This window comes from Gammaproteobacteria bacterium (genome assembly GCA_029862005.1).
Taxonomy (GTDB): Bacteria; Pseudomonadota; Gammaproteobacteria.
Window position 1 is genome coordinate 1 of the sequence record JAOTYD010000028.1, and the last position, 24,800, is coordinate 24,800.

Here is a 24,800-nt window from a genome sequence, read left to right on the forward strand (position 1 = left end):
GCCCGCGGTCGCTGCCGAGCAACAACAAGTCAGCCGTTCCGCCGGCAAGCTCAAGCTGGATCAGGACACCGATTTGTCGCAGCTGCTAAAGATGCGCGATCCGGTGACTAAAACCAGGCCGAGTGAACCTGAAAACTACGCGGCTTCCGCCGCGAAACAAGACCTCGACGGTATCGCGAATCGACACGACCAGTTATTCGAAATCTATGATGCGGATGTGGCACTGATATCCGACATCGATGGCGATGGTTATCACCACGCCATCAACGTCTACTTTGACGTGGATGTCAGTTATGACAGCGCCGCGGTTTACGCCAAGCTTTATCTTAGTCGTGAAGGCGAACCCTGGAGTCAGTACTACACCACCGATCTGTTTACGATTTACGGCGATGATGTAGCCGACGCCTACGAGGTGGAAACCGAACTGCTCGAGGGGTACCCGCCTGGGTATTACGATGTGCTGGTCGAGATTTACAGCCTGGACCATGCCTACATGGTGGCCAGTGAAGTGCTCGACTATTACTACCTCGGCAGAGACGTCATGATCGAGGATCGCTCCTGGGATGAACCTTACGAGGATTATCATTCCCACGGCGCCGGCAGTATCGCATCCCTCCTCTTGTTTTTCCTGATCATCCAGGTCGTGATCGCAGCCAGGGGAGCCCTCGCGTTATCCCCCTGTAAAAAAAGCGAAAAATATAATAAGAAAAGGCTTCCCTGAGCTGCGGTCCATTATCAGTATGTCATCCCGCGGTTAAGCCGCGGGATCCATTCTTTCGCGATGAGATTGAATCAGATTCCGGCTTTGGCCAGAATGACTGCAGGGGGACCATTATTTCGGGACTTCGCGCTGGAAACGTTCACTTAACAATTGCACGATTGCCTTGTAGTCATCTCTGCTGGCCCATCCCAGTGAAATGATCTTTTCCTTGACCTTACCGTCCGTGAGCACAGTCAACGTGACCGAACGTATCGAACCCTCGGCTCGATAAATATTCTCGGCGGGGTAAAAGCTGCCGCAATACAGGCCCTTTTCATCGAGCACCAGGCGGGGTGCAGTCCAACGCTTGCGTGCATAATGCAGCGCCATCAAGCTGGTGATAGCGAATACGATGTAGTGCGGCAACACCGGTGGCCAGGCCCAGACGCCCAGCAGGTAAAGCAACACCGGCGCAAACGCAATATTCAGAGCCATGTGAATCAGGCGAGGTTTACTCGAGTAATAAAGATGCGTTGCCTCGTCACTCATTGCAGTCGCCACCTTAGTTGCTCAAATCCGGCGCAGCCTGCAGGTGTCGGGATATACCTTAATCGCGGGCACCTGGTTCTGGCCCAATTCGCGTTGCAGGTTCTCCCAGTAACGCGGCGTCAGCAGGTCGCCATGGATTTTACGAAAAATCTGGCGTTGTTCCCTGTCACGAATACACAATCCGGCTTCAATTTCCTCTGGAAGGAAAATAATCCCGTCCTCGAAGTACCAGTCAGGTATGTCTTCCTCACCATCGATGCGATCGAGGTTACTGCGTATCTTGACGTCGACGAAGTCTTCCAGCGCGTCGTAGTCGAACAGGTAAACCTTGAGAAAATGGCTGACACCATAATTGCGAGCGTCAAGATCCTTGTTGAAGATATTAGCAGCAGCATTGTTCTTGATGCAGTCACCGAGACTTTCGACGACGATGCGGACCTCTCTGTCGCCGGCATTTTCGAGAAAAACCGGCAGTGGCGTCATGCGCGGTTGTACGATCAGGTACTTGAACACAACCGTATTTGTCTGTAGCGATACGGTGTCGCTCGCTTCGACCAGTAATTCATCAAGCAGACTTTTCGAGAACAGCGCATTTTCGAGTGCAATGTTGAAGTAGATAATGTTGTCGAGCATGCTGCCGGTGCGATTGATTTCGTGCACACGGCTATATTTTTCCTTGACCGAGTCGATGCCTTCGAATTCGCCCCACTTGTATCCGTCGGTCGGGTGATTTCGAATTACTTTCAGGTTATAGGCCGAATTCGGTCCGGCAAAGCCGATTGCAACCGTGCCGCGTTCCCCGATCGCAATTTCGAATACGCCGCCACTGGTCTCAAGCTCCTGCTTGATTTCCTGCATCACGGCAACCTTGCCGACATGGTTGTAGCCGATGGTCGAGTAATTTAGACCGAGGGCGCGATGCGGCATCAGCGAATGCAGATAGGCGCTCAGTTCATGGTAGTAGCGCGTGGTGACATGAAAATTTGCCAGGGTCGAGCTGAACAAGTTGTGCGCGAGATGCTCGTCGAGAATAACCGCGTCGCAATAGATACCTTCCGGACCGTTTAACAGTGCGATCATCAGTGGTGCGAAATCCCCGTCCACGAATTCTATTCTGCCAACCAGATAGGCACCGCGATTACGATAAAAACCGGCATCGATCATTTCCAGGTTTTCGATAATGCTGCCACGACGACTGGCGAAGCGATTAATGCGCCCGGTGATCGCCGAACTATCACTTGAAATATCGCGGTAGGGTATTGAAAATCCGGGCACTTCGTTGAGGATTTGTTCGATCTGGACAGGGTCGACCTGATCCCTGACGGAAAAGTGTTTCAGCAAGGCCACCGGGTACTTATCGTTGCTTTCGGCGAACCCGAGTGATGAGTATTCTACCGGCTTCCACTCGTCCCGATACACGATACGCCGGATCGAGTGCATGAACGCGTAGGCAACGTCGGACTCGTACCGGTTCTCGACCATGCGCCAGAAATGGTCCTCGAGCTGGTTCAGAAAGCTGGCGTCCACGGAAATATTGGGCTGAATCGCCTGCAGGTAGGCTCCCATGCGGTGAATATAAGAACTATACAGCGACAGACGATGACGACTTAACCAAATCGAGGTGCTGTGATGCTGTTGTTCAAACGCGGCCTTGGCCTGGTAGGGCACTTCGAGAAACTCCCGGTAAAACCGCTCAAACTCGCCGAGCACCCAGTCGGCCGTAATCCGAATGCGGTTCTCTCGATTGCTCGCGCCGATCAGTCGGAAAGTGAACTGTTCCAGGTTCATGCCTGCGCTTGTCTTCCCGCCCCGGATCTGCTGTCTGTTTTAGTCGGGAAAATCATCGAAGTGGTTAACCAGGTTTCCGATGCCGGGAATCGACACCTGGATTTCGGTACCGGGTTTCATCGTGCGAGCACCGACCGAGGTGCCACAGCAGATCAGGTCACCGGGAACCAGGGTCTGGTACTCTGAAATCATCGCGACAATTTGCTGCGGGCTATAAATCATGTCGCTAACAGGATAATCCTGGCGGGTTTCGCCATCCTGGATCGCAAGTATATTGAGTTCACCCGGATCGATATCCGTGGTGATACAGGGACCGAGCGGGGTGAAGCTGTCGAAACCTTTACTGCGGGTCCACTGTTGAAAGGCCTTGTCTTCGAACAAAAACTCGATCGCAGTCACGTCGTTGACACAGGTATACCCGAAGATATGCTCATCCGCCTGTGCGGCTGTAATTTCGCGGCATTGACTGCCTATGACGATACCAAGCTCAGCCTCGAAGATGACGCGACCGCTATGGCCGCGTGGGCGATAAATGGTTTCACCAGGACCGATAACACTGGATACCGGCTTCATGAAGTAAAGCGGTGTCGTGGGAATGGCTTGACCTTCCGCCTCGGCACGTTCGTGGAAATTATTCCACAACGCGAGAATCGAATTCGGTTTATAGGGTGCAAGCAGTTGAACTGCGGATAGCGAGACAGTTTCTCCGCTTAACACCGGCTGCTCGAACAGATCATTGCTGCAGATGGCAATAGTGTCGCCATCGAGCATGCCCCGGTGTGTTTTATCATTCCAGTTGAAGCGTACCCAGCTTGTCATAACGTTTTTTCCAAGTCTTTGATCGAGAGGGCGCGCAATCTAACACAGGATTGGCTGAATTTAAATTTGGAATAAGCACGAATAAGCCGCGAGATGAAACCAATGATAAAAATATTGTATATGCATTAATACGATAATTAATCCCGACAATATGACTGTCACCATGGACGCCAGCATAATCTTTGACGTAGAATGCGCCGGTTTTTTCTTCCCTGAAATCTGTGAGGTTAATGATGAAAGTTTGCGTAGTGGGAGCGGGCGCAATCGGTGGCATGATGGCGGCGAAGCTGGCGCAGGCGGGTCACGAGCTGTCGGTTATCGCGCGCGGCGCGCATCTCGATGCGATTCAGACCAACGGTTTGAAATATATTGAAAACGACGCAGAGCTGGTCATTACCGATATTTTTGCGACCGCCGAGATGGCAGAAGTAACCGGTCAGGACCTGGTTTTGCTGGGCGTCAAGGCACACCAGATCGAACCGATCGCCGACAAGCTGATGGGCATGCTTTCTGACACCGGAGTTATCGTAACACTGCAAAACGGTATTCCCTGGTGGTACTTCCAGAAACTACCCGGCGACTACCAGGACCGCATTGTACGCACCGTGGATCCCGACGGCGCCATCGCTGCTGCAATCGATCCCGACCGGGTCATCGGCTGTATCGCATTTCCGGCGGCGACGATCGATGCACCCGGTGTGATCCGGCATATCGAGGGTAACCGGTTTCCGGTTGGCGAGCTCGATGGTTCCGAATCCGAGCGGGTGCAATCGATTTGTTATGCTTTCGTCGAGGCCGGATTCAAGTCATTCGTGCTGCCCGATATCCGCTCGGAAATCTGGCTCAAGCTGTGGGGCAACCTGTCCTTTAATCCGATCAGTGCGCTGACGCACGCAACGCTCGTGGATATCTGCCAGTTTCCACAAACCCGCGCACTGGCGACACAGATGATGACTGAAGCACAGCAGATTGCCGAAAAACTCGGTGCCAGTTTCCGGGTTTCGCTGGACCGGCGTATCGATGGCGCGGAGAGCGTCGGCAAGCATAAAACTTCGATGCTGCAGGATCTCGAAGTCGGCAAAGCCCTCGAAATCGACGGCATGCTGGGCGTGGTGATCGAGTTGGGAGAACAAACCGACACGCCGACGCCCGCGATCAACACGGTGTTCGCGTTGGTCAGCCTGCTCAACAAAACCGCTCAGGACGAAGGAATCAAGATAGTGGGCCAGCCGGCCTGATTAAATTAAATCGATGCTTTGAACGCGGGCATCAACGTGACATCATTAAAGACGTGCCCCGGGCGGCGCGTTTTTTTTTGCAAATAGAATAATCTGGAATACGATATACCAAAATTTTTCCGAGGCGGGGTAGCGAAACGATGAAAATACACGAGTACCAGGGCAAGGAAATACTGCGCGAATACGGGGTTGCAGTTCCCATTGGGAAAGCCTGTTTTTCGGTCGATGATGCGGTTGCTGCTGCCGAGTCAATGGGGGGTGACAAGTGGGTCGTGAAGGCGCAGATCCATGCCGGCGGGCGCGGTAAAGGCGGTGGTGTGAAGCTTGCCGACAGTCTCGACGAAGTCCGCGCGCATGCTGACGATATCCTCGGAATGACGTTGATTACCCACCAGACCGGGCCCGAAGGCAAGGAAGTCAAACGTCTGCTGGTGGAACAGGGTGCGCCGATCAAGGATGAACTCTATCTCGGCCTGGTGGTGGATCGTGCAACCCAGCGCGTCACCGTGATGGCGAGTTCGGAAGGTGGTACCGAAATCGAAACCGTGGCCGAGGAAACCCCTGAATTGATTCACAAGGTCTCGATCGATCCGAAGTCCGGAATTACCGAAGCTGAGGCCGAAGGGCTTGCCAGCAAGATTGGCATTCCCGCCGAACTGGTAAGTGATGCCGGAAAATTGATCCAGGCGCTCTACCAGGCGTTCTGGGATAAAGATGCCTCGCTTGCGGAGATCAATCCACTAGTCGTCACCGAAGACGGCCGCGTAATGGCGCTCGATGCCAAGATGAACTTCGATGAAAGCGCCATGTACAGACATCCGGAGCTCGAGGCGTTGCGTGATCTCGATGAAGAGGATGCGGATGAAATAGAAGCTTCCAAGTTTGGTCTGAATTACATCTCGCTCGACGGCACAATTGGTTGCCTGGTCAACGGTGCGGGTTTAGCGATGGCGACGATGGATATCATCAAGCTGTACGGCGCATCGCCGGCTAATTTCCTCGATGTCGGCGGTGGTGCCACCACCGAGCAGGTGACCGAGGCCTTCAAAATTATGCTCAAGAATTCAAATCTCAAGGCCATCCTGGTTAATATCTTTGGCGGTATTATGCGTTGCGACGTGATCGCCGAGGGCCTGGTTAATGCTGCGCGTGAGGTTGACCTTTCGGTACCTCTCGTCGTACGCCTCGAGGGCACCAACGTCGAAAAGGGACAGAAAATTCTCGCCGACTCGGGTATTTCGGTCATCAATGCGACCACCATGGCCGACGCGGCCGAGAAAGTGGCTGCGGCCGCAGCAGGAGCCTAAGCATGTCGATTCTGATCAATAAAGATTCACGCGTCGTCACCCAGGGTATTACTGGCAAGACCGGCACGTTCCATACTCACCACTCGATCGAATACGCTTATGGCAAGCAATGCTATGTAGCCGGGGTAACGCCCAAAAAAGGCGGGCAGGTAGTCGAAGGTGTGCCGGTTTATGACACCGTGGCCGAGGCCAAAGCCGAAACCAATTGCAATGTCTCGGTGATTTACGTACCGCCCCCGTATGCCGCAGCCGCAATCGACGAGGCGGTTGAAGCCGGAATCGAGGTGGTGATCTGCATTACCGAAGGCATTCCGGTCAAGGATATGATTCTGACCCGCGATCGCATGCAAGGTTCGAGCACGATCCTGGTGGGCCCGAATTGCCCGGGTGTGATCACGCCGGAAGAGTTGAAAATCGGCATCATGCCCGGTTACATACACAAGAAAGGTCGCGTCGGCGTGGTGTCGCGTTCGGGCACGCTAACCTACGAAGTAGTGGATCAACTGACTAAACTGGGGCTCGGGCAATCCACCTGCGTCGGTACCGGCGGTGACCCGGTCAACGGGCTCAAGCACCTCGACGTAATGAAGATGTTCAATGACGACCCCGACACCGACGGCGTTGTCATGTGTGGTGAAATCGGCGGTACCGATGAAGAAGCCTGCGCCGCATGGATCGCAGACAATATGACCAAGCCCGTGGTCGGCTTCATCGCCGGTGTTACCGCGCCTCCGGGCAAGCGCATGGGGCATGCCGGGGCGATTATTGCCGGTGGCAAAGGCACCGCTGATGAAAAAATCGCCGCGCTCGAAGCCGCCGGCGTCAGCGTAACGCGAAATCCGTCGGATATGGGCAAACTGATGCAGGAAGCGCTGCAAAATTAATGTGCCGATGAAAATAACTTTACAGCTGCCGCTTTGGTGGTTTAAGGTTGCGATTGGTATATTGTATACCAGAAAATAATAGATTAAGGCCCGATTCAATTAAGGGCTGGATAATCACGAAAATGGTTCGTCTCTGCGTTTAAAAAGTGGTATACGGATCGGCCCGGGACTGAATACCGGTTTCGGGTAGTCAGGTTTTTACCCAAGGATCTGGCAAAGGGTGTCTCTGAAATCTCCAGTGCAGGGACATTTAGTTTGGATCGCAATCGATCCTTATAATTTTGAGGAGCAATTTAATGTTAAAAACACAACACACTCTCAGGAAAGTGGTCTGTGCGCTGGGCGTCAGTGCCATTCTCGCGGGTATGCCGGTTCTCGGACATGCCTGGGAACCGCAGAAACCGGTTGAATTCGTCGTCATGGCGGGTAAAGGCGGTGGTGCGGACAAGGCGGTCAGGCTGCTGCAAAGTATTATTGCATCGGAAAATATGGCGCCGGTACCGTTTACCCCCGTCAACAAGCCGGGTGGATCGGGTGCAGAAGCCCTGGTTCATCTAAACGGTAAGAAAGGTGACAACCACACCATCATGTTTACCCTGAACAGCTTTTACACCACACCTCTGCGTCAGCCGGGACTTGGCGTCGATATCTCGACTTTTACGCCGATTGCGCGCATGGCCGAAGATACCTTTCTGCTGTGGGTCCATTCCGACCGTGACGATATCAAGGATGTTGCTGATTTTGTCAGGGCGGCCAGGAGCAAGGGTAGCGACTGGATTATGGCCGGAACCGGCAAGAACTCGGAAGACAACCTGTTAACCGATTTCCTCAACACTGCCTACGACCTGAACATGAAATACGTCCCTTACAAGGGTGGCGGCAAGGTCGCGAAGGAACTGGCAGGAAAGAACGCCGATTCGACCGTGAATAATCCTTCCGAGCAGCTGGGCTTCTACGAAGCCGGTACCACCAAGGCGCTGGCGGCATTCACCGATGATCGTTTACCGCTGTTCCCGAATGCACCCACCTTCAAGGAAATGGGCTACGACATGGTTTACTACATGCAGCGTACCGTGGTTGGCGCGCCCGGCATGAGCAAGGAAGCGGCGGACTACTACCGTGATCTTTTTACCAGGGTGTTCAATTCAGCGAAATGGCAGGAATACCGCACCAAGAAGAGCCTGCAGGGTGACCTGCTAACCGGTGATGCGCTGATGGCCTACTGGAAGAGGGAACGGGACGTGCACGAAGCCATGCTAAAGAAAATGGGCGCTATCAAGTAGGCCCTGGCTAAAAAATCAAAAGGTAGATAGGGGGGGCCCGATCATGACAGTTAGAACCGCCGAATTGTTGATGGCAATAATGATGGGGGTCTTCTCTATTTACCTGATGGTTAAAAGCGCCGAGCTTCCGATCGGCTGGATCGAAGAAGAGGGGCCCGGTGGCGGCACCTGGCCTTTTTGGCTCTCCGCCATCATGCTGGCCTCATGCGTCGGGATCCTTTTCAACTGGGTCCGCAAGAAGGGCCCAATCGCTACCTCGACAAAAACTTATATCGAAAGCCATGTGCTTGGTGATGTCGCCGCGGTAGCGGCTGCGCTAATTGTTACGGTCGCGCTGTTCTCCGTTATCGGTATTTATGGCGCGCTACCGTTATTTTTGATCTTTTATATCCGTTTTCTGGGTAAGCACTCCTGGGCGCTAACGGCGACCCTGACCGTGGCGATACCCGTGCTTATCTTTTATTTCTTCGAAATTACCCTGAAGATTATTCTGCCCAAAGGGATTACCGAACCCCTTTTCCTACCTTTGTACAAGATCTTCTTGTAAATGTTCTTTAATCCTGGACTCAGAGCAGAGGCAGTAACATGTTAGAAATTCTAGGACTACTGGCGCAAGGTTTTGTCATCGTTTTTGAACCGCAAAACCTGTTGCTGATAATCGCCGGCTGTGCGCTCGGGCTGTTTATCGGCGCGATGCCGGGGCTCGGTTCGGTCAACGGTGTTGCTATACTTTTACCGCTGACTTTCCTGGTGCCGCCAACCGGTGCGATTATTTTCCTGGCCGCGATTTACTACGGGGCCATGTACGGCGGCGCAATTTCATCGATCATGCTCGGAATTCCCGGCGCCTCGACCGCGGTCGCGACCACCTTCGACGGCCGCCCGCTGGCGAAACAGGGCCTGGCGGACAAGGCCCTGATCGGTGCCGCAGTCGCCTCCTTTGTCGGCGGTTCGATCTCCGTCGTGTTATTTACTTTTTTCGCACCGCCGCTGGCCCACGTTGCGCTGGTGTTCGGTGCCCCCGAAGAGTTCGCGCTGATGATGCTTGCGTTTGCAACCTTTGTTGGCCTGGGTGGCGATGATATTTTCAAGACCCTGTTTTCGATTTGCATCGGCCTGGTATTAAGCGCAGTTGGATTCGATATCATCTCCGGCGAACCGCGCCTGGTATTGTGGGATATCACCGGCTTCCTGCACGGGGTCAATTTCCTGGTGCTCGCGATCGGTATTTACGGCATCGGCGAGATGCTGTGGACGGTCGAAGAACACGCGCTCGGCGGTGGCAAGAGCATGCTGTCGGAAGCGACCGTATCGGTGAAGCGGACCGTTTCAGCGCTGAGAGAACTGGTTGTAACCTGGAAATCAACCGTGATGGGTTCGTTCCTGGGGTATTTTGTCGGCATCCTGCCGGCCGCCGGCGCCACCCCCGGTTCGCTGATGGCTTACGGCATCGCCAAGCAGATTTCGAAAGAGCCGGAAAAATTCGGCGAGGGTGCAATCGAAGGCGTTTGCGCGCCGGAAGCCGCCAACAACGCGGCCAGTACCGGTTCAATGCTGCCGATGCTGACGCTCGGAATCCCGGGCTCGCCGACCACCGCAATACTGCTCGGCGGCATGGTTATCTGGGGTCTGGAGCCCGGCCCGCGTCTGTTTGTCGATCACAGCGAGTTCGTTTGGGGGCTGATCGCGTCGCTCTATGCCGCCAACCTGTTTACGCTGCTGATCAACATCGCCTTTATCCCGGTGTTCATCAAGGTGCTGAAAACCCCGTTTACGATCCTGGCGCCGATCATTTTTACGCTGTGCCTGATCGGTGGCTATGCGCCGACCCAGGACATGCACGACGTCTGGTTGATGATCGTGTTCGGTATCGTCGGTTACCTGATGCGTAAGCTCGATTATCCGCTCGCGCCCGCGGTGCTGGCGATCGTACTGGGACCCCTGGCGGAACCCGCGCTGCGCCAGTCGCTGATTATCAGCGAGGGCTCGTTCATGATTTTCTTCGAACGGGTCTACGCCGGCCCGATCATGGTTGTCGCGCTGATCCTGTTGTTTCTGCCGTTGTTCAAGAAAGCCTACGTTAGGATCCGTAAGCCTCGGGCGGCAGCGGAATAGGTGGTCCGGATCATGTTAAGCGCAATCAACAGGGCCTCACGATGAGCTTAAGTGGCATTGTTCCGCTCGAGCCATCCAGGGGGCTCAAGACCCGGGTCTACGAGGCGCTGCGTGAATTGATCGGGCACATGGATATTTACTCCAGCAAGGATCCGATCCGATTAGACGAGCGCGCCCTCGGCGAACAGCTGGGCGTAAGCCGCACACCGGTGCGCGAGGCAATCTCGCGGCTCGAACAGGAAGGTATCGTCGAAAACATAGCGCGTCGCGGTGCCTTCGTGGTGCGCAAGAGCAAGCGTGAAATACTCGATATCGTCGAAGTCTGGGCCGCGCTCGAAAGCATGGCCGCTCGCCTGGCAAGCAGTCGTGCCAGCGATGATGAGATTTCGCAATTGCGCAAGAATTTCGCTTCTTTTGACGGTGAAGAGGCGCGCGCGCACATCGATGAGTACTCGGATACCAACATCGAGTTTCATCAGACCATTATCAGGCTGGGCCATTCCGAGTTGATCACGCAGATGGCAGACCAGCTGTTTTTTCACATGCGCGCGATTCGCGCGAGCACCATCAAGGATCGCGACCGTGTAGCCCAGTCAATTATGGATCACACTCGCATTATCGAGGCGATCGAAGAACGGGACGCCTACCATGCCGAGCAGCTGGTCAGGGACCATGCGCTCGAACTGGCGAAACATATTGAACGCTATGTCGATTACCTGGATTAACGAATTTTATCGAGCCACCAAGCTTGGCTCCAGGTAACAAACCACGGCCTGGTCACAATGATTTTCGAACCGGCTAATTAAATCAAACGAGGTAGAGAGAAATGTCAACAGTAGCTGAAAAACCACCGGTATCGGATACCGCCACGGATACCCTGAAGGTAAAAACCAAGGATGGATCGGTTATATCCGGTGGTCACCTGGTCGCCAAGGCCCTGAAGGCCGAGGGCGTCGACACCATATTCACGCTGTGCGGCGGACATATCATCGATATTTACGATGGCTGCCTGGACGAGGGTATACGCATTGTTGACGTGCGCCATGAGCAAACCGCCGCGCACGCCGCTGATGGTTATGCGCGCCAGACCGGCAAGCTCGGCTGTGTCGTTACCACCGCCGGGCCGGGTTGCACCAATGCAGTTACCGGTGTTGCCACCGCGTTTCGCTCGGAAAGCCCGATTCTGCACATCGGTGGGCAAAGTTCTTTAAGCCAGCACAAGATGGGCTCGCTGCAGGATCTGCCGCACGTCGACATGATGACGCCGATCACCAAGTTTGCTTCGGGAGTATTCTCAACCGAGCGCGTTGCCGACATGGTATCGATGGCGGCACGCGAATGTTTCAACGGCGCCTATGGTCCATCCTACCTCGAAATTCCGCGAGATATCCTGGACCGTGAAATTCCAATCGAGTCAGCCGTTATCCCCGAACCCGGTTCATACCGGGCATCGGTCAAATCGATCGGCGATCCGGCCGATATTGAAAAGCTCGCGGATATCCTGGTCAAGGCCAAACGTCCGGCGGTGCTGCTCGGGCAGCAGGTCTGGGCATCGCAAGGGCAAGAGGCCGCGATCAGTTTCGTGCGCTCGCTCGATATTCCAGCCTACATGAATGGCGCCAGCCGGGGTATGCTGCCGCAGGGCGATCCGCATCACTTCGATCGCACCCGCAGCGATGCATTTAAAGAGGCCGACGTTATCTTGATCGTCGGTACGCCTTTCGACTTCCGCATGGGCTACGGCAAGCGTATATCCAGCGCGGCGACGCTGGTGCAAATCGATCAGAGCTATGCCACCGTCGGCAAGAATCGTGACATCAGCCTTGGATTAGCCGGCGATCCCGGTTCGATCCTGGCTGCCGTGGAGCAGGCTGCCTCCGGTCGCATCGACGATGGTGCCAAACAGGAGCGCCAGAAATGGATGGCCCGGTTGCGTGATATCGAGGCCACCAAGCTGGAAAAACTGATGCCGATGTTTACCACCGATCAAAGCCCCATTCACCCTTATCGTCTTGCCTACGAGATCAATGAGTTCCTCGGCAAAGATACGATTTACATCGGTGATGGCGGTGACATCGTGACCATTTCCGCACAGGCGGTGCGCCCGCGCAATCCAGGGCAGTGGATGGATCCGGGTGCGCTGGGATCGCTGGGTGTCGGCACCGGCTTCTCGATGGCGGCCAAGCTCGCGCATCCGAACAAGGAAGTTGTCTGTCTCTACGGCGATGGCGCTTTCGGCATGACCTCCTTTGACATGGAGACCGCACAACGCTTTGGCGCACCTTACCTCGCCGTGATCGGCAATAACTCGGCAATGAACCAGATTCGTTACGGGCAACTCGCCAAGTACGGCCAGGACCGCGGCGACGTCGGTAACAAGCTCGGCGATGTACCGTTTTCAAAGTTCGGTGAAATGATCGGCGGTTATGGTGAAGAAGTACACGAAGCCAAAGATATCCAGCCCGCGATGCAGCGCGCGCGTGAAGCGATTGCCAAAACCGGTAAATGCGCGGTCGTAAATGTCTGGGTTGACCCGAATGAATACGCGCCGGGTACCAAGGCGCAAACCATGTACAAGTAACAGATTTCAGAAACAATCGAACGTTTATCAGAGGTAAGTAATGTCGAAGGCTCTAGACCATATAAAAATCCTGGATTTCACCCACGTCCAGTCTGGCCCCACTTGTACCCAGCTGCTCGCGTGGATGGGTGCCGACGTGATCAAGGTGGAACGCCCCGGTGTCGGTGATGCAACCCGCAAGCAACTGGTTGACGTGGAGGGTTCAGACAGTCTCTATTTCACGATGCTGAATCACAACAAGCGTTCGCTGACGCTGAACTCCAAGACGGAAAGCGGCAAAGAGGTACTGGAGCGGCTGGTCAAGACCTGCGACGTGCTGGTGGAAAATTTTGCCCCCGGCGCGCTCGATCGCATGGGTTTCAGCTGGGAGCGTATCCAGGAACTGAACCCGCGCATGATCATGGCGTCGGTGAAAGGATTCGGACCCGGACCATACGAAGACTGCAAGGTTTATGAAAACGTCGCGCAGTGTGCGGGTGGCTCAGCCTCGACGACCGGTTTCCGCGACGGTCTGCCGCTGGTAACCGGCGCTCAGATCGGCGACTCGGGAACCGGACTGCACCTGGCATTCGGTATTTGCGCCGCGCTACTCCATCGTGAAAAAACCGGGCGCGGACAGCGCGTGCTGGCGCCGATGCAGGACGGCGTATTGAACCTGTGCCGGGTCAAGTTGCGCGACCAGCAGCGTCTCAAGGCCGGGCCGCTCAAGGAATACTCGCAATACGGTGAAGGTATTCCGTTTGGCGAAGCCACACCGCGTGCCGGTAACGATTCCGGAGGCGGTCAGCCGGGCCGCATCCTCAAATGCAAGGGCTGGGAAACCGATCCCGATGCGTACACCTACTTCATCACCCAGGCGGCGGTATGGCAGAAAATCTGCGACGTGATCGGCAAACCCGAATGGAAGGAGCACCCGGACTACGCCACCCCACCGGCGCGCTTGCCTCATCTGAATGAAGTTTTCGGTGCCATCGAGGAGTGGACCATGACCAAGACCAAGTATGAAGTCATGGAAATCTGCAACCCGCTGGATATCCCGGTAGGGCCGATCCTGTCGATGAAAGAATTGGCCGAGGAACCGTCGTTGCGTGAAACCGGCACTATCGTCGAGGTCGACCATCCCGAGCGTGGGCCCTACCTGTCGGTGGGCTGCCCGGTCAAATTGTCAGACAACGATGTTGTCGTCGAACGCTCACCGCTACTCGGAGAACATTCGGACGAGATTCTGAGCGAGGTGCTCGGCTACAGCGCGGATGAAATCGCCGCTTTAAGAGAAGCAGGCGCCGTTTAAGCAAAGTGCCCGGCGCGATCACTGCCGCGCCAGCACAAAGGAGAGAGAAATGAGATTAATCGTTCATGGCCAGCAGGCGTATGGCAAGTCTGTACTCGAAGCCATCCTGGACAAGGGGGTGGACGAGGTGGTTGCAGTTTACAGTGCGCCCGACAAGGAGGGCAGGCCGCTGGATCCGCTGAAGGAATACGCACTGGAGCAGGAATTACCCGTTTACCAGCCTGAATCCTACCGAAATCCCGAGATCTGGGAGCAGCTGGCAAGTCACGAAGCAGATTTGTGCGTGATGGCCTACGTCCTGTTGTTCGTGCCTGAAGAGGCGCTTAACGTGCCGAAATACGGATCGATCCAGTACCATCCATCATTGCTGCCCTGGCACAAGGGGCCGAGCTCGATCAACTGGCCGATCATCATGGGCAAGGAAAAAACCGGCCTGTCGATCTTCTGGCCGGACAATGGCCTCGATACCGGGCCGATAATGCTGCAAAAGGAAGTCGATATCGGGCCCGACGATACGCTGGGATCGATTTACTTCGACAAGCTGTACCCGCTTGGCGTTGACGCCATGCTCGAGTCAATCGAACTGGTTCGTGGCGGCAATGCGCCGCGCGAGGTTCAGGATCCCGACGCAGGCAGCTACGAAGGCTGGTGCCGCAAGGAAGACGTCCACATCGACTGGAGCAAGGGCACGGATGAAGTTTATAACCTGATTCGCGGGGCCAATCCGCAGCCAGGCGCCTGGACCACTTTTAACGGCAGCGAGCTCAAGATTTTTGACAGCCGCAAAGCTGACGGCAGTGGTGAACCGGGCAGCGTACTCTCGATCGACGATGGCGGTGCCGTGGTGGCGACCGCGGACGGCGCCATTCGCGTTATGAAAGTTCGCGCCGATGCAGGCAAGGTGCCGGTGCCGGAATACGCGGCATCTGCAGGTCTCGAAACGGGCTCGAAACTGGGCAGCTGAAGTCCGTGCGCTTGCCGTAAAAATACATGAAGACCGGTGTACCGGTCTGAGGATAGAAGCATGAGTGACATCGAAATTGCGCGCGCGGCCGCGGACAAGATTCATATCAATGACGGTGGCCTGATTCAGGGTCTATTCTAAATGCGAGGTAAAGTCGAATGATCAAGAATATCCTGGTACCTCTGGATGGAACAGAACGCAGCGCAGACGTGCTGGATACCGCGATGGTTATCGCCAGGCGGTTCGACGCACACATCAAGGCAGTGCACGTACGAGAACATACCAGTGAACCGTACATGTTCAGTGGTATGCCGGCGGCCTACCGCGAGGAGTTCGCCCGCATGAGTAGCAAGGCCGTGGACTCGGTAGTTGATACGGTACGCGAGCAGTTCAAGAATTTTTGCACTGTGGGCAAAGTCAAGGTAACCCGGAAACCGTCGAAGTCTGCCGGCATAACTGCCTCGTTGCACATTCTTGAAGGTGATGCGGAATCTGTGCTCGATCGGGAATCTCGCCTGGTCGACGTGATCGCGATGTCCCGACCAACGAAACACCGAATCGGTGGACCTGCTGTTGGTCAACTGCACGAATCACTGATGATGCATTCGGGTAGACCGGTGCTGATCGTGCCCCCCGCTCCCGAGTGGCAGGCGCATCGTGTCGAACACGCCGCGATCGGCTGGAACGATAGCGTCGAAGCGAGCAGGGCGCTGGCCCTGACCCTGCCGTGGTTGACGCAAATGAAAAAAGTCTCGGTGCTGGTATCAAAGAAACGCGAAGCGGGTGTCGGTGAAGTAGTCGATTATCTGAAGCAACATGGTTGCAGGGCCGATTATCATGTAATAGGTAAAAAGGGCACCAACGTCGGTAAAAACATGTTGGGTACCTGCGCCGATATCGGTACCGAATTCCTGGTGGTTGGCGGATTCAGCCACACCCGAACCCGCCAACGGCTGTTCGGCGGTGTCACCAGTTACTTGTTGAGCAATACCGATATCATCACCGTGATGGCGCATTGATGCTTGGTTGTGGCGCAATCACATGTTTTTGCTCGCTCCTCCTTGGGTTAAACTTTGCCCCGCTCGACAAGAGCGGGGATACTTGTTAAGCACTGCCTAACTCGAGAGGATTTATATGTCACAGCCTGAGCCCAATTCCGACCCGGTTGACAATCGCAAGCAGCGCCGCCGCGGCAAGACTAAGGGCAGGGTGGTTGATCTTAACGCGCTGCTCGAAGTGCAGAGCCTACTGGGTGACGAATCACGTGCGCGCGACCTGTTGATCGAACACCTGCACAAGATTCAGGACAACTACGGGCATTTGTCAGCCGCACACCTGGTAGCACTGGCCCACGAAATGCGCCTCGCCACCACCGAGGTCTACGAAGTAGCAAGCTTTTACCATCATTTTGATGTGATTCGGGAAGGCGATATTGCGCCACCGTCCTTAACCGTGCGCGTCTGCGATTCGGTCAGCTGCGAAATGGCCGGTAGCGAATCCCTGATCGCCGCACTTGAATCCTCACTAGGTGACGGTGTGCGCGTGCAGCGCGTTCCCTGTGTTGGCCGTTGTGACAAGGCGCCGGTCGCGGTGGTCGGTCAGTACACGGTCGACAATGCAACCGATGACGCGGTTAAATCCGCCGTCGACGCCGGCAATACCACCCAATCCATGCCGGATGACAGCATCGATTTCGATGCCTATCGGGCGAGTGGCGGTTACCAGTTGTTTGACAGGTTGCTCGGCGGCGACATCAGCGGTGACACAATTATCGAGGCGCTCGAGGGCACGCAATTGCGGGGTCTCGGTGGTGCCGGCTTTCCGGTTGGGCGCAAGTGGGGGATCCTGCGCGATCAACCCGCGCCGCGCCTGTGCGCGATCAATATCGACGAGGGTGAGCCGGGGACCTTTAAAGACCGCTTCTATATGCTCTCCGATCCACACCGCTTTCTCGAGGGCATGCTGATTGCAGCCAGGGTTATCGGAATCAACGCCTGCTATATTTATATCCGCGACGAATATCCATCGGTCATTCAGATCCTCAAACTTGCGGTCGATGACCTGGTTAAAAAATCCGGCTACGAACTGCCATTGATAGAAATACGGCGTGGCGCGGGTGCCTACATCTGCGGTGAAGAATCGGCGATGATCGAGTCGATCGAAGGCAAGCGCGGCATGCCGCGATTACGTCCGCCTTACGTTGCCGAGGTGGGACTTTTCGGTCGGCCGACGCTCGAGCACAACTGTGAATCGCTGTTCTGGATTCGCGACATAATCGAGAAGGGTTCCGAATGGTTCGATTCGCAGGGCCGCAACGGACGCAAGGGCGTGCGCAGTTTCTCGGTCTCGGGTCGCGTAAACAAACCCGGCGTGCACCTCGCGCCAGCAGGCATAACGATCAAGGAACTGATCGATGAATACTGTGGCGGCATGCTCGATGGGCACCAGTTCTATGGTTATTTCCCGGGCGGTGCCTCGGGTGGCATTTTGCCGGCCAGCCTGAACGATATTCCGCTCGATTTCGATACGCTGCAGGAATATGGTTGCTTTATCGGTTCCGCCGCGGTCGTGGTGTTGTCGGACCAGGACAGCGCCAAGCAGGCGGCGCTGAACTCGCTCAAGTTTTTCGCGCACGAATCCTGCGGCCAGTGTACGCCTTGTCGGGTTGGTTGCGAAAAAGCGGTCAGCATCATGGAAACCGGCAACTGGGATATCGAGCAGCTGAACGATCTGTCGACGGTGATGGTCGATGCCTCGATCTGTGGTCTCGGGCAGGCGGCACCCAATCCCATACTGTCAGTCATAAAATATTTCCCGCATGAGCTGGGAATCGAGGAGAATCCATAATGGCTGCCAATCCTGATTCTATCTTTGAGGCCATCGAATTCACTTTAAACGGGGCTTCGGTAGAAGGCCTGCCGGGTGAAACCATCCTGCAGGCAGCACAACGCACCGGCACCGAGATTCCGCATCTTTGCTACACCGATGGATTGCGCGCCGACGGTAACTGCCGCGCCTGCATGGTCGAGATCGATGGCGAACGCGTGCTTGCGCCGAGCTGTTGCCGCAATCCAACCCCGGGGATGGTGGTTCATTCAGATAACGAACGCGCGCAAAAATCGCAGAAGCTCGTACTCGAACTGCTGCTTTCCGATATGCCCGAGCAGTCGTATACGCTTGAAAACGAGCTGACTTACTGGGCCGACAAGCTCGAAGTCACGAATCCGAGATTCAAGCCGCGCCATCAACCGGCCGCGGATTTGTCGCATCCGGCGATCGCAGTCAACCTGGATGCCTGTATCCAGTGCACACGCTGCCTGCGCGCCTGCCGCGAGTCTCAAGTCAATGACGTGATCGGCCTGGCACGGCGCGGGCATTATGCAGAGATCGTGTTCGATATCGGTGACCCGATGGGTGAGTCTTCTTGTGTGGCCTGCGGCGAATGCGTTGCCGCCTGTCCCACCGGCGCGCTCAGCAATGCGAATGGGGCGCACCTGATCGAGGCTGACCGTAAAGTCGACTCGGTTTGCCCTTACTGCGGGGTCGGGTGCCTGCTGACGTATCACGTTAAAGACGACGAAATTGTGCGTGTCGAAGGACGTGACGGACCAGCCAATTTCAACCGTCTGTGTGTCAAGGGACGTTATGGTTTCGACTATATCAATCATCCGCAGCGTTTACTCAAACCGTTAATTCGCAAGGAAGGCGTGCCCAAGGGTTTGAACGAATATTTCGATCCGGCTGATCCGTCGAAGATGTTTCGTGAAGTCAGCTGGGATGAGGCCATGCAACTTGCGACGAGCGGACTGAAGCAAATCAAAAATGAACATGGTGGCGCCGGGCTGGCCGGCTTCGGCTCGGCCAAGGGTTCAAACGAAGAAGCCTACCTGTTCCAGAAACTGGTACGCGTCGGTTTCGGCACCAATAACGTCGATCACTGTACCCGGCTGTGCCATGCATCCAGTGTCGCGGCACTGCTCGAAGGTATCGGTTCCGGCGCGGTCTCAAACCAGGTCGAGGACGTCAAGCATGCCGAGGTGTTCATGGTTATCGGCTCCAATCCGACGACCAATCATCCGGTTGCCGCGACCTTTATGAAGAATGCCATCCGGGACGGCAAGAAATTAATTCTGCTGGATCCGCGCAAGACCCAGATTGCGCGTCACGCGACCCACCATCTGCAGTTCAACGCTTCGACCGATGTGTCGCTGCTGAACTCGATGCTGCACGTCATCATCGAGGAAGGGCTCACCGACGAATCTTTCATCAAGGAGCGCACCACCGACTACGAGGAACTGAAGGCCAACGTCGCCGATTTCAGCCCCGAGAAAATGGCGCCGGTAACCGGAATCGACGCCACGACACTGCGCGAAGTTGCGCGCCTGTTTGCAACTTCGAAAGGGTCGATGATTTTCTGGGGGATGGGAATTTCGCAACATATCCATGGTACCGACAATTCGCGTTGCCTGATCGCGTTGTCGATGATTACCGGACAAATCGGTCGCCCCGGTACCGGCTTACACCCGCTGCGTGGGCAGAACAATGTGCAGGGTGCTTCCGATGCCGGGCTGATACCGATGGTTTTTCCCGACTACCAGCGTGTTGACAATGCTGAAGCGCATGCCTGGTTTTCGAAATACTGGAATGCCGAGCTCGACGATAAGCCCGGTTTGACCGTGGTTGAAATCATGCACGCGGTGCTCGAGGGACAGATCAAGGGCATGTACATCATGGGTGAAAACCCGGCGATGTCAGACCCGAACCTGAACCATGCACGTGCCGCGCTGGCGGCGCTCGATCATCTTGTCCTGCAGGACATGTTTCTGACCGAAACCGCGGCCTTCGCCGACGTGGTGTTACCGGCGTCGGGCTGGGCCGAGAAAGATGGCACGGTATCGAATACCGACCGCCGCGTACAACTCGGCCAGGCCGCAGTGCCACTGCCGGGTGAAGCACGCCAGGATCTCTGGATCATTCGCGATATCGGCAAGGGGATTGGTCTCGACTGGGACTATAGCCATGTGTCAGAGGTCTACGACGAAATGCGCGGCGCGATGGCGAGCATCACTGGAATTACCTGGGAGCGCCTGAACGAATCATCCTCCGTTACTTATCCCTGTGCCGACGAAAGCGATCCTGGCCAGGGTGTTGTTTTCGTTGAGGACTTCCCCACCGCCAACGGTAAGGCGAGGCTGGTAGCGGCAAAATCGATTCCGCCGGATGAGCTGCCCGATGAAGAGTTTCCGCTTATTCTGATCACCGGGCGACAGCTCGAGCACTGGCATACCGGTTCGATGACGCGCCGTGCAGCAATACTCGATGCAATCGAACCGGTGCCGGTGGTTTATGTCAATGGACAGGATCTTGAAAGCCTCGGCGTCGAAGCGGGTGCCGAAATCATTGCCAGGTCACGCCGCGGTGAATTGCGAGCCTACGCGCGGCCCGACGGGGCGCTTAAACAGGGCGAGGTATTTATTCCGTTCTGTTTTCACGAGGCGGCAGCAAACCTGTTGACCAACGAGGCGCTCGATCCGTACGGCAAAATTCCCGAGTTCAAGTTCTGCGCGATCAAGCTGGAGGCAGCTTAGCTAATCCTGGTTTGACAGGATTATCTTGCCGAAGTGGCCACCCTGTTCCATCAGTCTGTGGGCATCAGCGGCGTCCTTGAGTGCAAAGCGTGCATCGATCACCGGCTCGATTGTCCCGGCTGCGAATAACGGCATCACTTCCGTTTCGAATTGATGGATGATGGAAGCCTTCTCGGCAACCGGGCGGGAGCGCAGCACCGAACCGATAATGCGTTGGCGCTTGACCATCATGGTGGCAAGATTCAGCTCGGCTTTGATGCCACCCATGACGCCGATCAACATCAGGGTGCCGGCGAGCGCGAGGGATTTCATATTGGATTCAAGGTACTTTGCCCCGATGTGATCCAGGATAACGTCGACTCCGCGTCCCTCGGTGAGGCGCTTGATCTCGTCTGCGAACGACTGTTCACGGTAATCGATGACGTGGTCGGCTCCCTGTGCCGAGACACGTTCCAGTTTGGCGCTTGATGCCGTAACAAAGATCCTGGTTTCCGGGCTTAATGCCTTACAAAGTTGAATGGCTGCGGTTGCAACGCCACCACCACCGCCATGAATCAAAACTGATTGCCTGCCCTGCAGCTCACCGAGCATGAACAGGTTCAGGTAGGCCGTAATATAGGTTTCACAGATGCAGGCGGCCTGCTCGAAGCTGACCGATTCCGGAATCGACATGCAGTGATCCTCGCGTGCCAGCGCGTACTCGGCATAACCACCGCCGCCAACCAGTGCCACCACGCGTTCACCCGGTTTGAAACGGGAAGTGTTTTCGCCACTGGATTCAATCACCCCGGCCACTTCGAGTCCCAGAATTTCAGAATCTCCGGGCGGAGGGGGGTAGTTTCCCTGGCGTTGAATGACATCGGGGCGATTAACTGACGAATTGCTAACCTTGATCAATACCTGGTCTTCAGCGGGTGCGGGTGTTTCGACCTCGCTCAATTGCATCATTTCGGGGCCGCCAAACTTGCGCAACGTAATCGCTTTCATGGGAATTCCTGTATTAACTGGAGATTTGTATTTGCCGGGCAGACGCCCGAATTTTATCCTAATTCAGGCATAGGGTCCTAATCGTTGACCTGATCCACTTAAGGTTATCCATAAAAATTTCCAATATTGCCAAACAGAACCTAGTTTTGTCCCGGCAGCTATATATACTCGACGATGCGGCGCCTTCGGGCGGTTTTTCAGAACGAGAATTCGGGACTTATTTTATGAGCGATCGCGTAGATATTAGTGGTCTCAGCATAGACCGCAGACTGTACGAACTGGTGGATGAAATCTCGGTCGGCACGAGGGTTGAAGCCTCGTCATTCTGGCAATCAATGGCTGACATCGTGGCGGAACTCGGTGCGCAAAACGCAGATTTGTTGCAAAAGCGTAATGATTTACAGACCCGGATTGATGACTGGCATAATGCCAATCCTGCCCCTTTTCAGCTTGATCAGTACAAAGCTTTTCTGCAGGAGATCGGTTACCTGGTTCCCGAGTCCGATTCTTTCAAGGTGACCACTGACAATGTCGACGACGAGATTGCCGTGATCGCCGGTCCGCAGCTGGTGGTGCCGGTCGACAATGCGCGCTATGCACTCAATGCCGCCAATGCGCGTTGGTACAGCCTCTACGATGCACTCTACGGTACCGATATCATTCTCGAGGTCGACGGATGTAAGAAGACTGCGAAGTACAACCCGGTCAGAGGGCAACAGGTTATCCGTTACGCGCGCGACTTTCTGGACCAGGCGGTGCCGCTGGCGACCGGCAGTCATGCCTACGCGGTGCGTTACAAGGTTGTATCGGGAAAGCTGGTCGTGGTCATGGGTGACGGCAAAGAAACCGAGCTCGGCTGGCGTGAATGTTTTGTCGGGTATCGAGGCGAGCCCGAGCAGCCGAGCGCTGTGCTATTACGCAATAATGACCTGCATATCGAGTTGTTGATCGGTGAGGGTTATTTTATTGGCCAGGGGGATCTCGCCAACATCTACGATATCAATCTCGAATCCGCGGTAACCACGATCCAGGACTGTGAAGATTCGGTCTCTGCTGTCGATGCCGATGACAAGGTCAGGGTTTATCGTAACTGGTTTGGATTGATGAAAGGCAACCTCACGGCCGAGGTTGTGCGCGCAAAGGAAACCATCGAGCGCAGCCTGAATCCGGACCCCGAATTTATCGCCCCGGACGGTTCAGCTTTTAGTTTACCCGGTCGCAGCCTGATGCTGGTGCGCCATGTCGGCACGCATATGTATACCGATGCGGTAACCTGTAGCGGCAAAGAGATTCCGGAAACCTTCCTCGATGCGATGGTGACCGCACTCGCTGCAAAACATGATTTGCTCGGTAACGGGCAGTTTAAAAACAGTCGCAAGGGCAGTGTCTATGTTGTAAAGCCCAAATGCCACGGGCCGGAAGAAGTCGAGGCCGCGATCAGGTTGTTTGAAATGGTAGAACAGGCGTTAGGACTGGAACCCGGAACTTTAAAAATCGGCATCATGGACGAGGAGCGTCGCACCACGGTCAATCTCAAGGAATGCATTCGTGCCGCAAGTGAGCGAGTGATTTTTATCAATACGGGCTTTCTCGATCGTACCGGTGATGAAATTCATACCAGCATGGAAGCCGGCGCAATGATCCCCAAGAACGAGATCAAGACTTCTACCTGGCTGCTGGCCTACGAAGACTGGAATGTCGACGTTGGGCTCGCCGCCGGGCTGCCGGGGCATGGGCAGATCGGCAAGGGCATGTGGGCGGCGCCGGACAACATGCGTGCGATGATGCAGCAGAAAATTGCGCACCCGCGTGCCGGCGCCAATACCGCCTGGGTGCCATCCCCGCTTGCCGCATGCCTGCATGCGATGCACTACCATCATGTTAACGTAGCGACTCGCCAGCAGCAACTGACGCAGTGCATGCGCGCCAGTCTGGATGACATTTTGACTATTCCGCTGCTGGGAGAGCGCAAGGTTAAGCAGAGCGAACTCATGATGGAGCTCGAAAACAATGCCCAGGGGATTTTGGGATACGTCGTGCGCTGGATCGATCAGGGTGTAGGATGTTCCAAGGTGCCCGATATCAGTGACACCGACTTGATGGAGGATCGCGCAACCCTGCGCATTTCAAGCCAGCATATTGCCAATTGGCTGCACCACGGTATTACCGATGCGGACCAGGTGCGCAGCGTGTTCGAAAAAATGGCGGAAGTGGTTGATCGACAGAATGATGGCGATCCACTGTATCGCGACATGGCACCAGATTTCGACAACAGCATCGCCTTCCAGGCCGCGCTCGACCTCGTGTTCAAGGGACGCGAGGTCGCGAATGGCTACACCGAGCCGGTACTGCACGCGCGCCGCCGCGAATTCAAGGCAGGGCTCAGGGACTAGACAAGTCCCGGTAAATCCGACTGACCTGGTTGCAGGTATTCCCGGGCAGGTCCCGTATAGCCGGTTCGGCTCTGTCGGTAAACGCGCAGCTTTGCGGTACGCTTTTCGTGCCTATCCAGGCTCGCTTTCAGCCAGTGCCTGAGCTGTTTCAGGCGCCTTGAAAAAGATCGGGATTCCGCAGATGCGACCGGGCCCGAAAAATGATTAAAGTCGATCTCGTTTCTGGTATCGGTCTTAATGTTCAATTCGCTATCCTTATTCATAACATTAGCTTCAATTTGCGGTTTAAGAAAAATCGGTGAAAGGAGCCTGG

20 protein-coding genes are annotated in these 24,800 nt (G+C 55.4%); 15 read left to right on the plus strand and 5 right to left on the minus strand.

Annotated elements, in window-relative coordinates; translation table 11 throughout:
* On the plus strand, window positions 1-721 hold a 721-nt coding region (locus OES20_14765), incomplete at its 5' end, for a choice-of-anchor H family protein (GenBank protein MDH3635960.1).
* Window positions 722-832: 111 nt separating this feature from the next.
* Here OES20_14765 and OES20_14770 read toward each other — a convergent pair.
* The 3 genes from OES20_14770 to OES20_14780 are packed head-to-tail and all read right to left on the minus strand — an operon-like array spanning window position 833 to window position 3,856.
* Window positions 833-1,249, minus strand: coding sequence for a hypothetical protein (locus OES20_14770; GenBank protein MDH3635961.1), 417 nt, complete (start codon window positions 1,247-1,249; stop codon window positions 833-835).
* 21 nt (window positions 1,250-1,270) lie between these two features.
* Window positions 1,271-3,037: a bifunctional isocitrate dehydrogenase kinase/phosphatase gene (locus OES20_14775; GenBank protein ID MDH3635962.1), complete on the minus strand. Its 1,767-nt coding sequence runs from the start codon at window positions 3,035-3,037 to the stop codon at window positions 1,271-1,273.
* A 39-nt stretch (window positions 3,038-3,076) separates the two neighbouring features.
* Window positions 3,077-3,856, minus strand: a complete 780-nt coding sequence (locus OES20_14780) for a fumarylacetoacetate hydrolase family protein (protein ID MDH3635963.1) — start codon at window positions 3,854-3,856, stop codon at window positions 3,077-3,079.
* Between the two features lie 233 nt (window positions 3,857-4,089).
* On the opposite strand from OES20_14780, the gene OES20_14785 reads away from it, so the two are divergent.
* The 13 genes from OES20_14785 (at window position 4,090) to fdhF (ending at window position 21,107) form a co-directional block, all read left to right on the plus strand.
* Entirely contained in the window at window positions 4,090-5,094 is a 1,005-nt protein-coding gene (locus OES20_14785; GenBank protein ID MDH3635964.1) for a 2-dehydropantoate 2-reductase, read from the plus strand.
* Window positions 5,095-5,234: 140 nt separating this feature from the next.
* Window positions 5,235-6,401 (plus strand): ADP-forming succinate--CoA ligase subunit beta, encoded by a 1,167-nt coding sequence (gene sucC, locus OES20_14790; protein MDH3635965.1) that lies wholly within the window; start codon window positions 5,235-5,237, stop codon window positions 6,399-6,401.
* A 2-nt stretch (window positions 6,402-6,403) separates the two neighbouring features.
* Window positions 6,404-7,285: a succinate--CoA ligase subunit alpha gene (sucD, locus tag OES20_14795; GenBank protein MDH3635966.1), complete on the plus strand. Its 882-nt coding sequence runs from the start codon at window positions 6,404-6,406 to the stop codon at window positions 7,283-7,285.
* Between the two features lie 296 nt (window positions 7,286-7,581).
* Window positions 7,582-8,568 (plus strand): tripartite tricarboxylate transporter substrate-binding protein, encoded by a 987-nt coding sequence (locus OES20_14800; protein MDH3635967.1) that lies wholly within the window; start codon window positions 7,582-7,584, stop codon window positions 8,566-8,568.
* A 70-nt stretch (window positions 8,569-8,638) separates the two neighbouring features.
* Complete coding sequence (locus OES20_14805; GenBank protein MDH3635968.1) at window positions 8,639-9,115, plus strand: tripartite tricarboxylate transporter TctB family protein; 477 nt, start codon at window positions 8,639-8,641, stop codon at window positions 9,113-9,115.
* 38 nt (window positions 9,116-9,153) lie between these two features.
* Window positions 9,154-10,683 carry a tripartite tricarboxylate transporter permease gene (locus tag OES20_14810; GenBank protein MDH3635969.1) on the plus strand — a complete coding sequence of 510 codons (1,530 nt, stop codon included), beginning with the start codon at window positions 9,154-9,156 and terminating at the stop codon, window positions 10,681-10,683.
* A gap of 41 nt (window positions 10,684-10,724) precedes the next feature.
* Window positions 10,725-11,408, plus strand: coding sequence for a GntR family transcriptional regulator (locus OES20_14815; GenBank protein MDH3635970.1), 684 nt, complete (start codon window positions 10,725-10,727; stop codon window positions 11,406-11,408).
* 101 nt (window positions 11,409-11,509) lie between these two features.
* A complete protein-coding gene (locus OES20_14820) occupies window positions 11,510-13,264 on the plus strand; it encodes a thiamine pyrophosphate-binding protein (protein MDH3635971.1) in 1,755 nt (584 codons plus the stop codon).
* 40 nt (window positions 13,265-13,304) lie between these two features.
* Complete coding sequence (gene frc, locus OES20_14825) at window positions 13,305-14,555, plus strand: formyl-CoA transferase (protein MDH3635972.1); 1,251 nt, start codon at window positions 13,305-13,307, stop codon at window positions 14,553-14,555.
* A 49-nt stretch (window positions 14,556-14,604) separates the two neighbouring features.
* Window positions 14,605-15,519, plus strand: coding sequence for a formyltransferase family protein (locus OES20_14830; protein ID MDH3635973.1), 915 nt, complete (start codon window positions 14,605-14,607; stop codon window positions 15,517-15,519).
* A 158-nt stretch (window positions 15,520-15,677) separates the two neighbouring features.
* The gene (locus tag OES20_14835) at window positions 15,678-16,538 is read left to right on the plus strand and encodes a universal stress protein (protein MDH3635974.1); all 861 of its coding nucleotides are present in this window, start codon (window positions 15,678-15,680) and stop codon (window positions 16,536-16,538) included.
* 115 nt (window positions 16,539-16,653) lie between these two features.
* Window positions 16,654-18,366, plus strand: a complete 1,713-nt coding sequence (locus tag OES20_14840; GenBank protein ID MDH3635975.1) for an NAD(P)H-dependent oxidoreductase subunit E — start codon at window positions 16,654-16,656, stop codon at window positions 18,364-18,366.
* Window positions 18,366-21,107 (plus strand): formate dehydrogenase subunit alpha, encoded by a 2,742-nt coding sequence (fdhF, locus tag OES20_14845; GenBank protein ID MDH3635976.1) that lies wholly within the window; start codon window positions 18,366-18,368, stop codon window positions 21,105-21,107. Before OES20_14840 ends, fdhF begins: the two co-directional genes overlap by 1 nt.
* Here the strand turns inward: fdhF and OES20_14850 are convergent, their stop codons facing one another.
* Entirely contained in the window at window positions 21,108-22,094 is a 987-nt protein-coding gene (locus tag OES20_14850) for an NAD(P)H-quinone oxidoreductase (GenBank protein MDH3635977.1), read from the minus strand.
* Between the two features lie 224 nt (window positions 22,095-22,318).
* Here OES20_14850 and OES20_14855 point away from each other — a divergent pair, with 224 nt between their 5' ends.
* Window positions 22,319-24,487: a malate synthase G gene (locus OES20_14855; protein ID MDH3635978.1), complete on the plus strand. Its 2,169-nt coding sequence runs from the start codon at window positions 22,319-22,321 to the stop codon at window positions 24,485-24,487.
* On the opposite strand, the gene OES20_14860 is transcribed toward OES20_14855, so the two are convergent.
* Window positions 24,484-24,750: a hypothetical protein gene (locus OES20_14860; GenBank protein MDH3635979.1), complete on the minus strand. Its 267-nt coding sequence runs from the start codon at window positions 24,748-24,750 to the stop codon at window positions 24,484-24,486. The two genes, OES20_14855 and OES20_14860, sit on opposite strands and share 4 nt — an antisense overlap.
* Window positions 24,751-24,800: the final 50 nt, after the last annotated feature.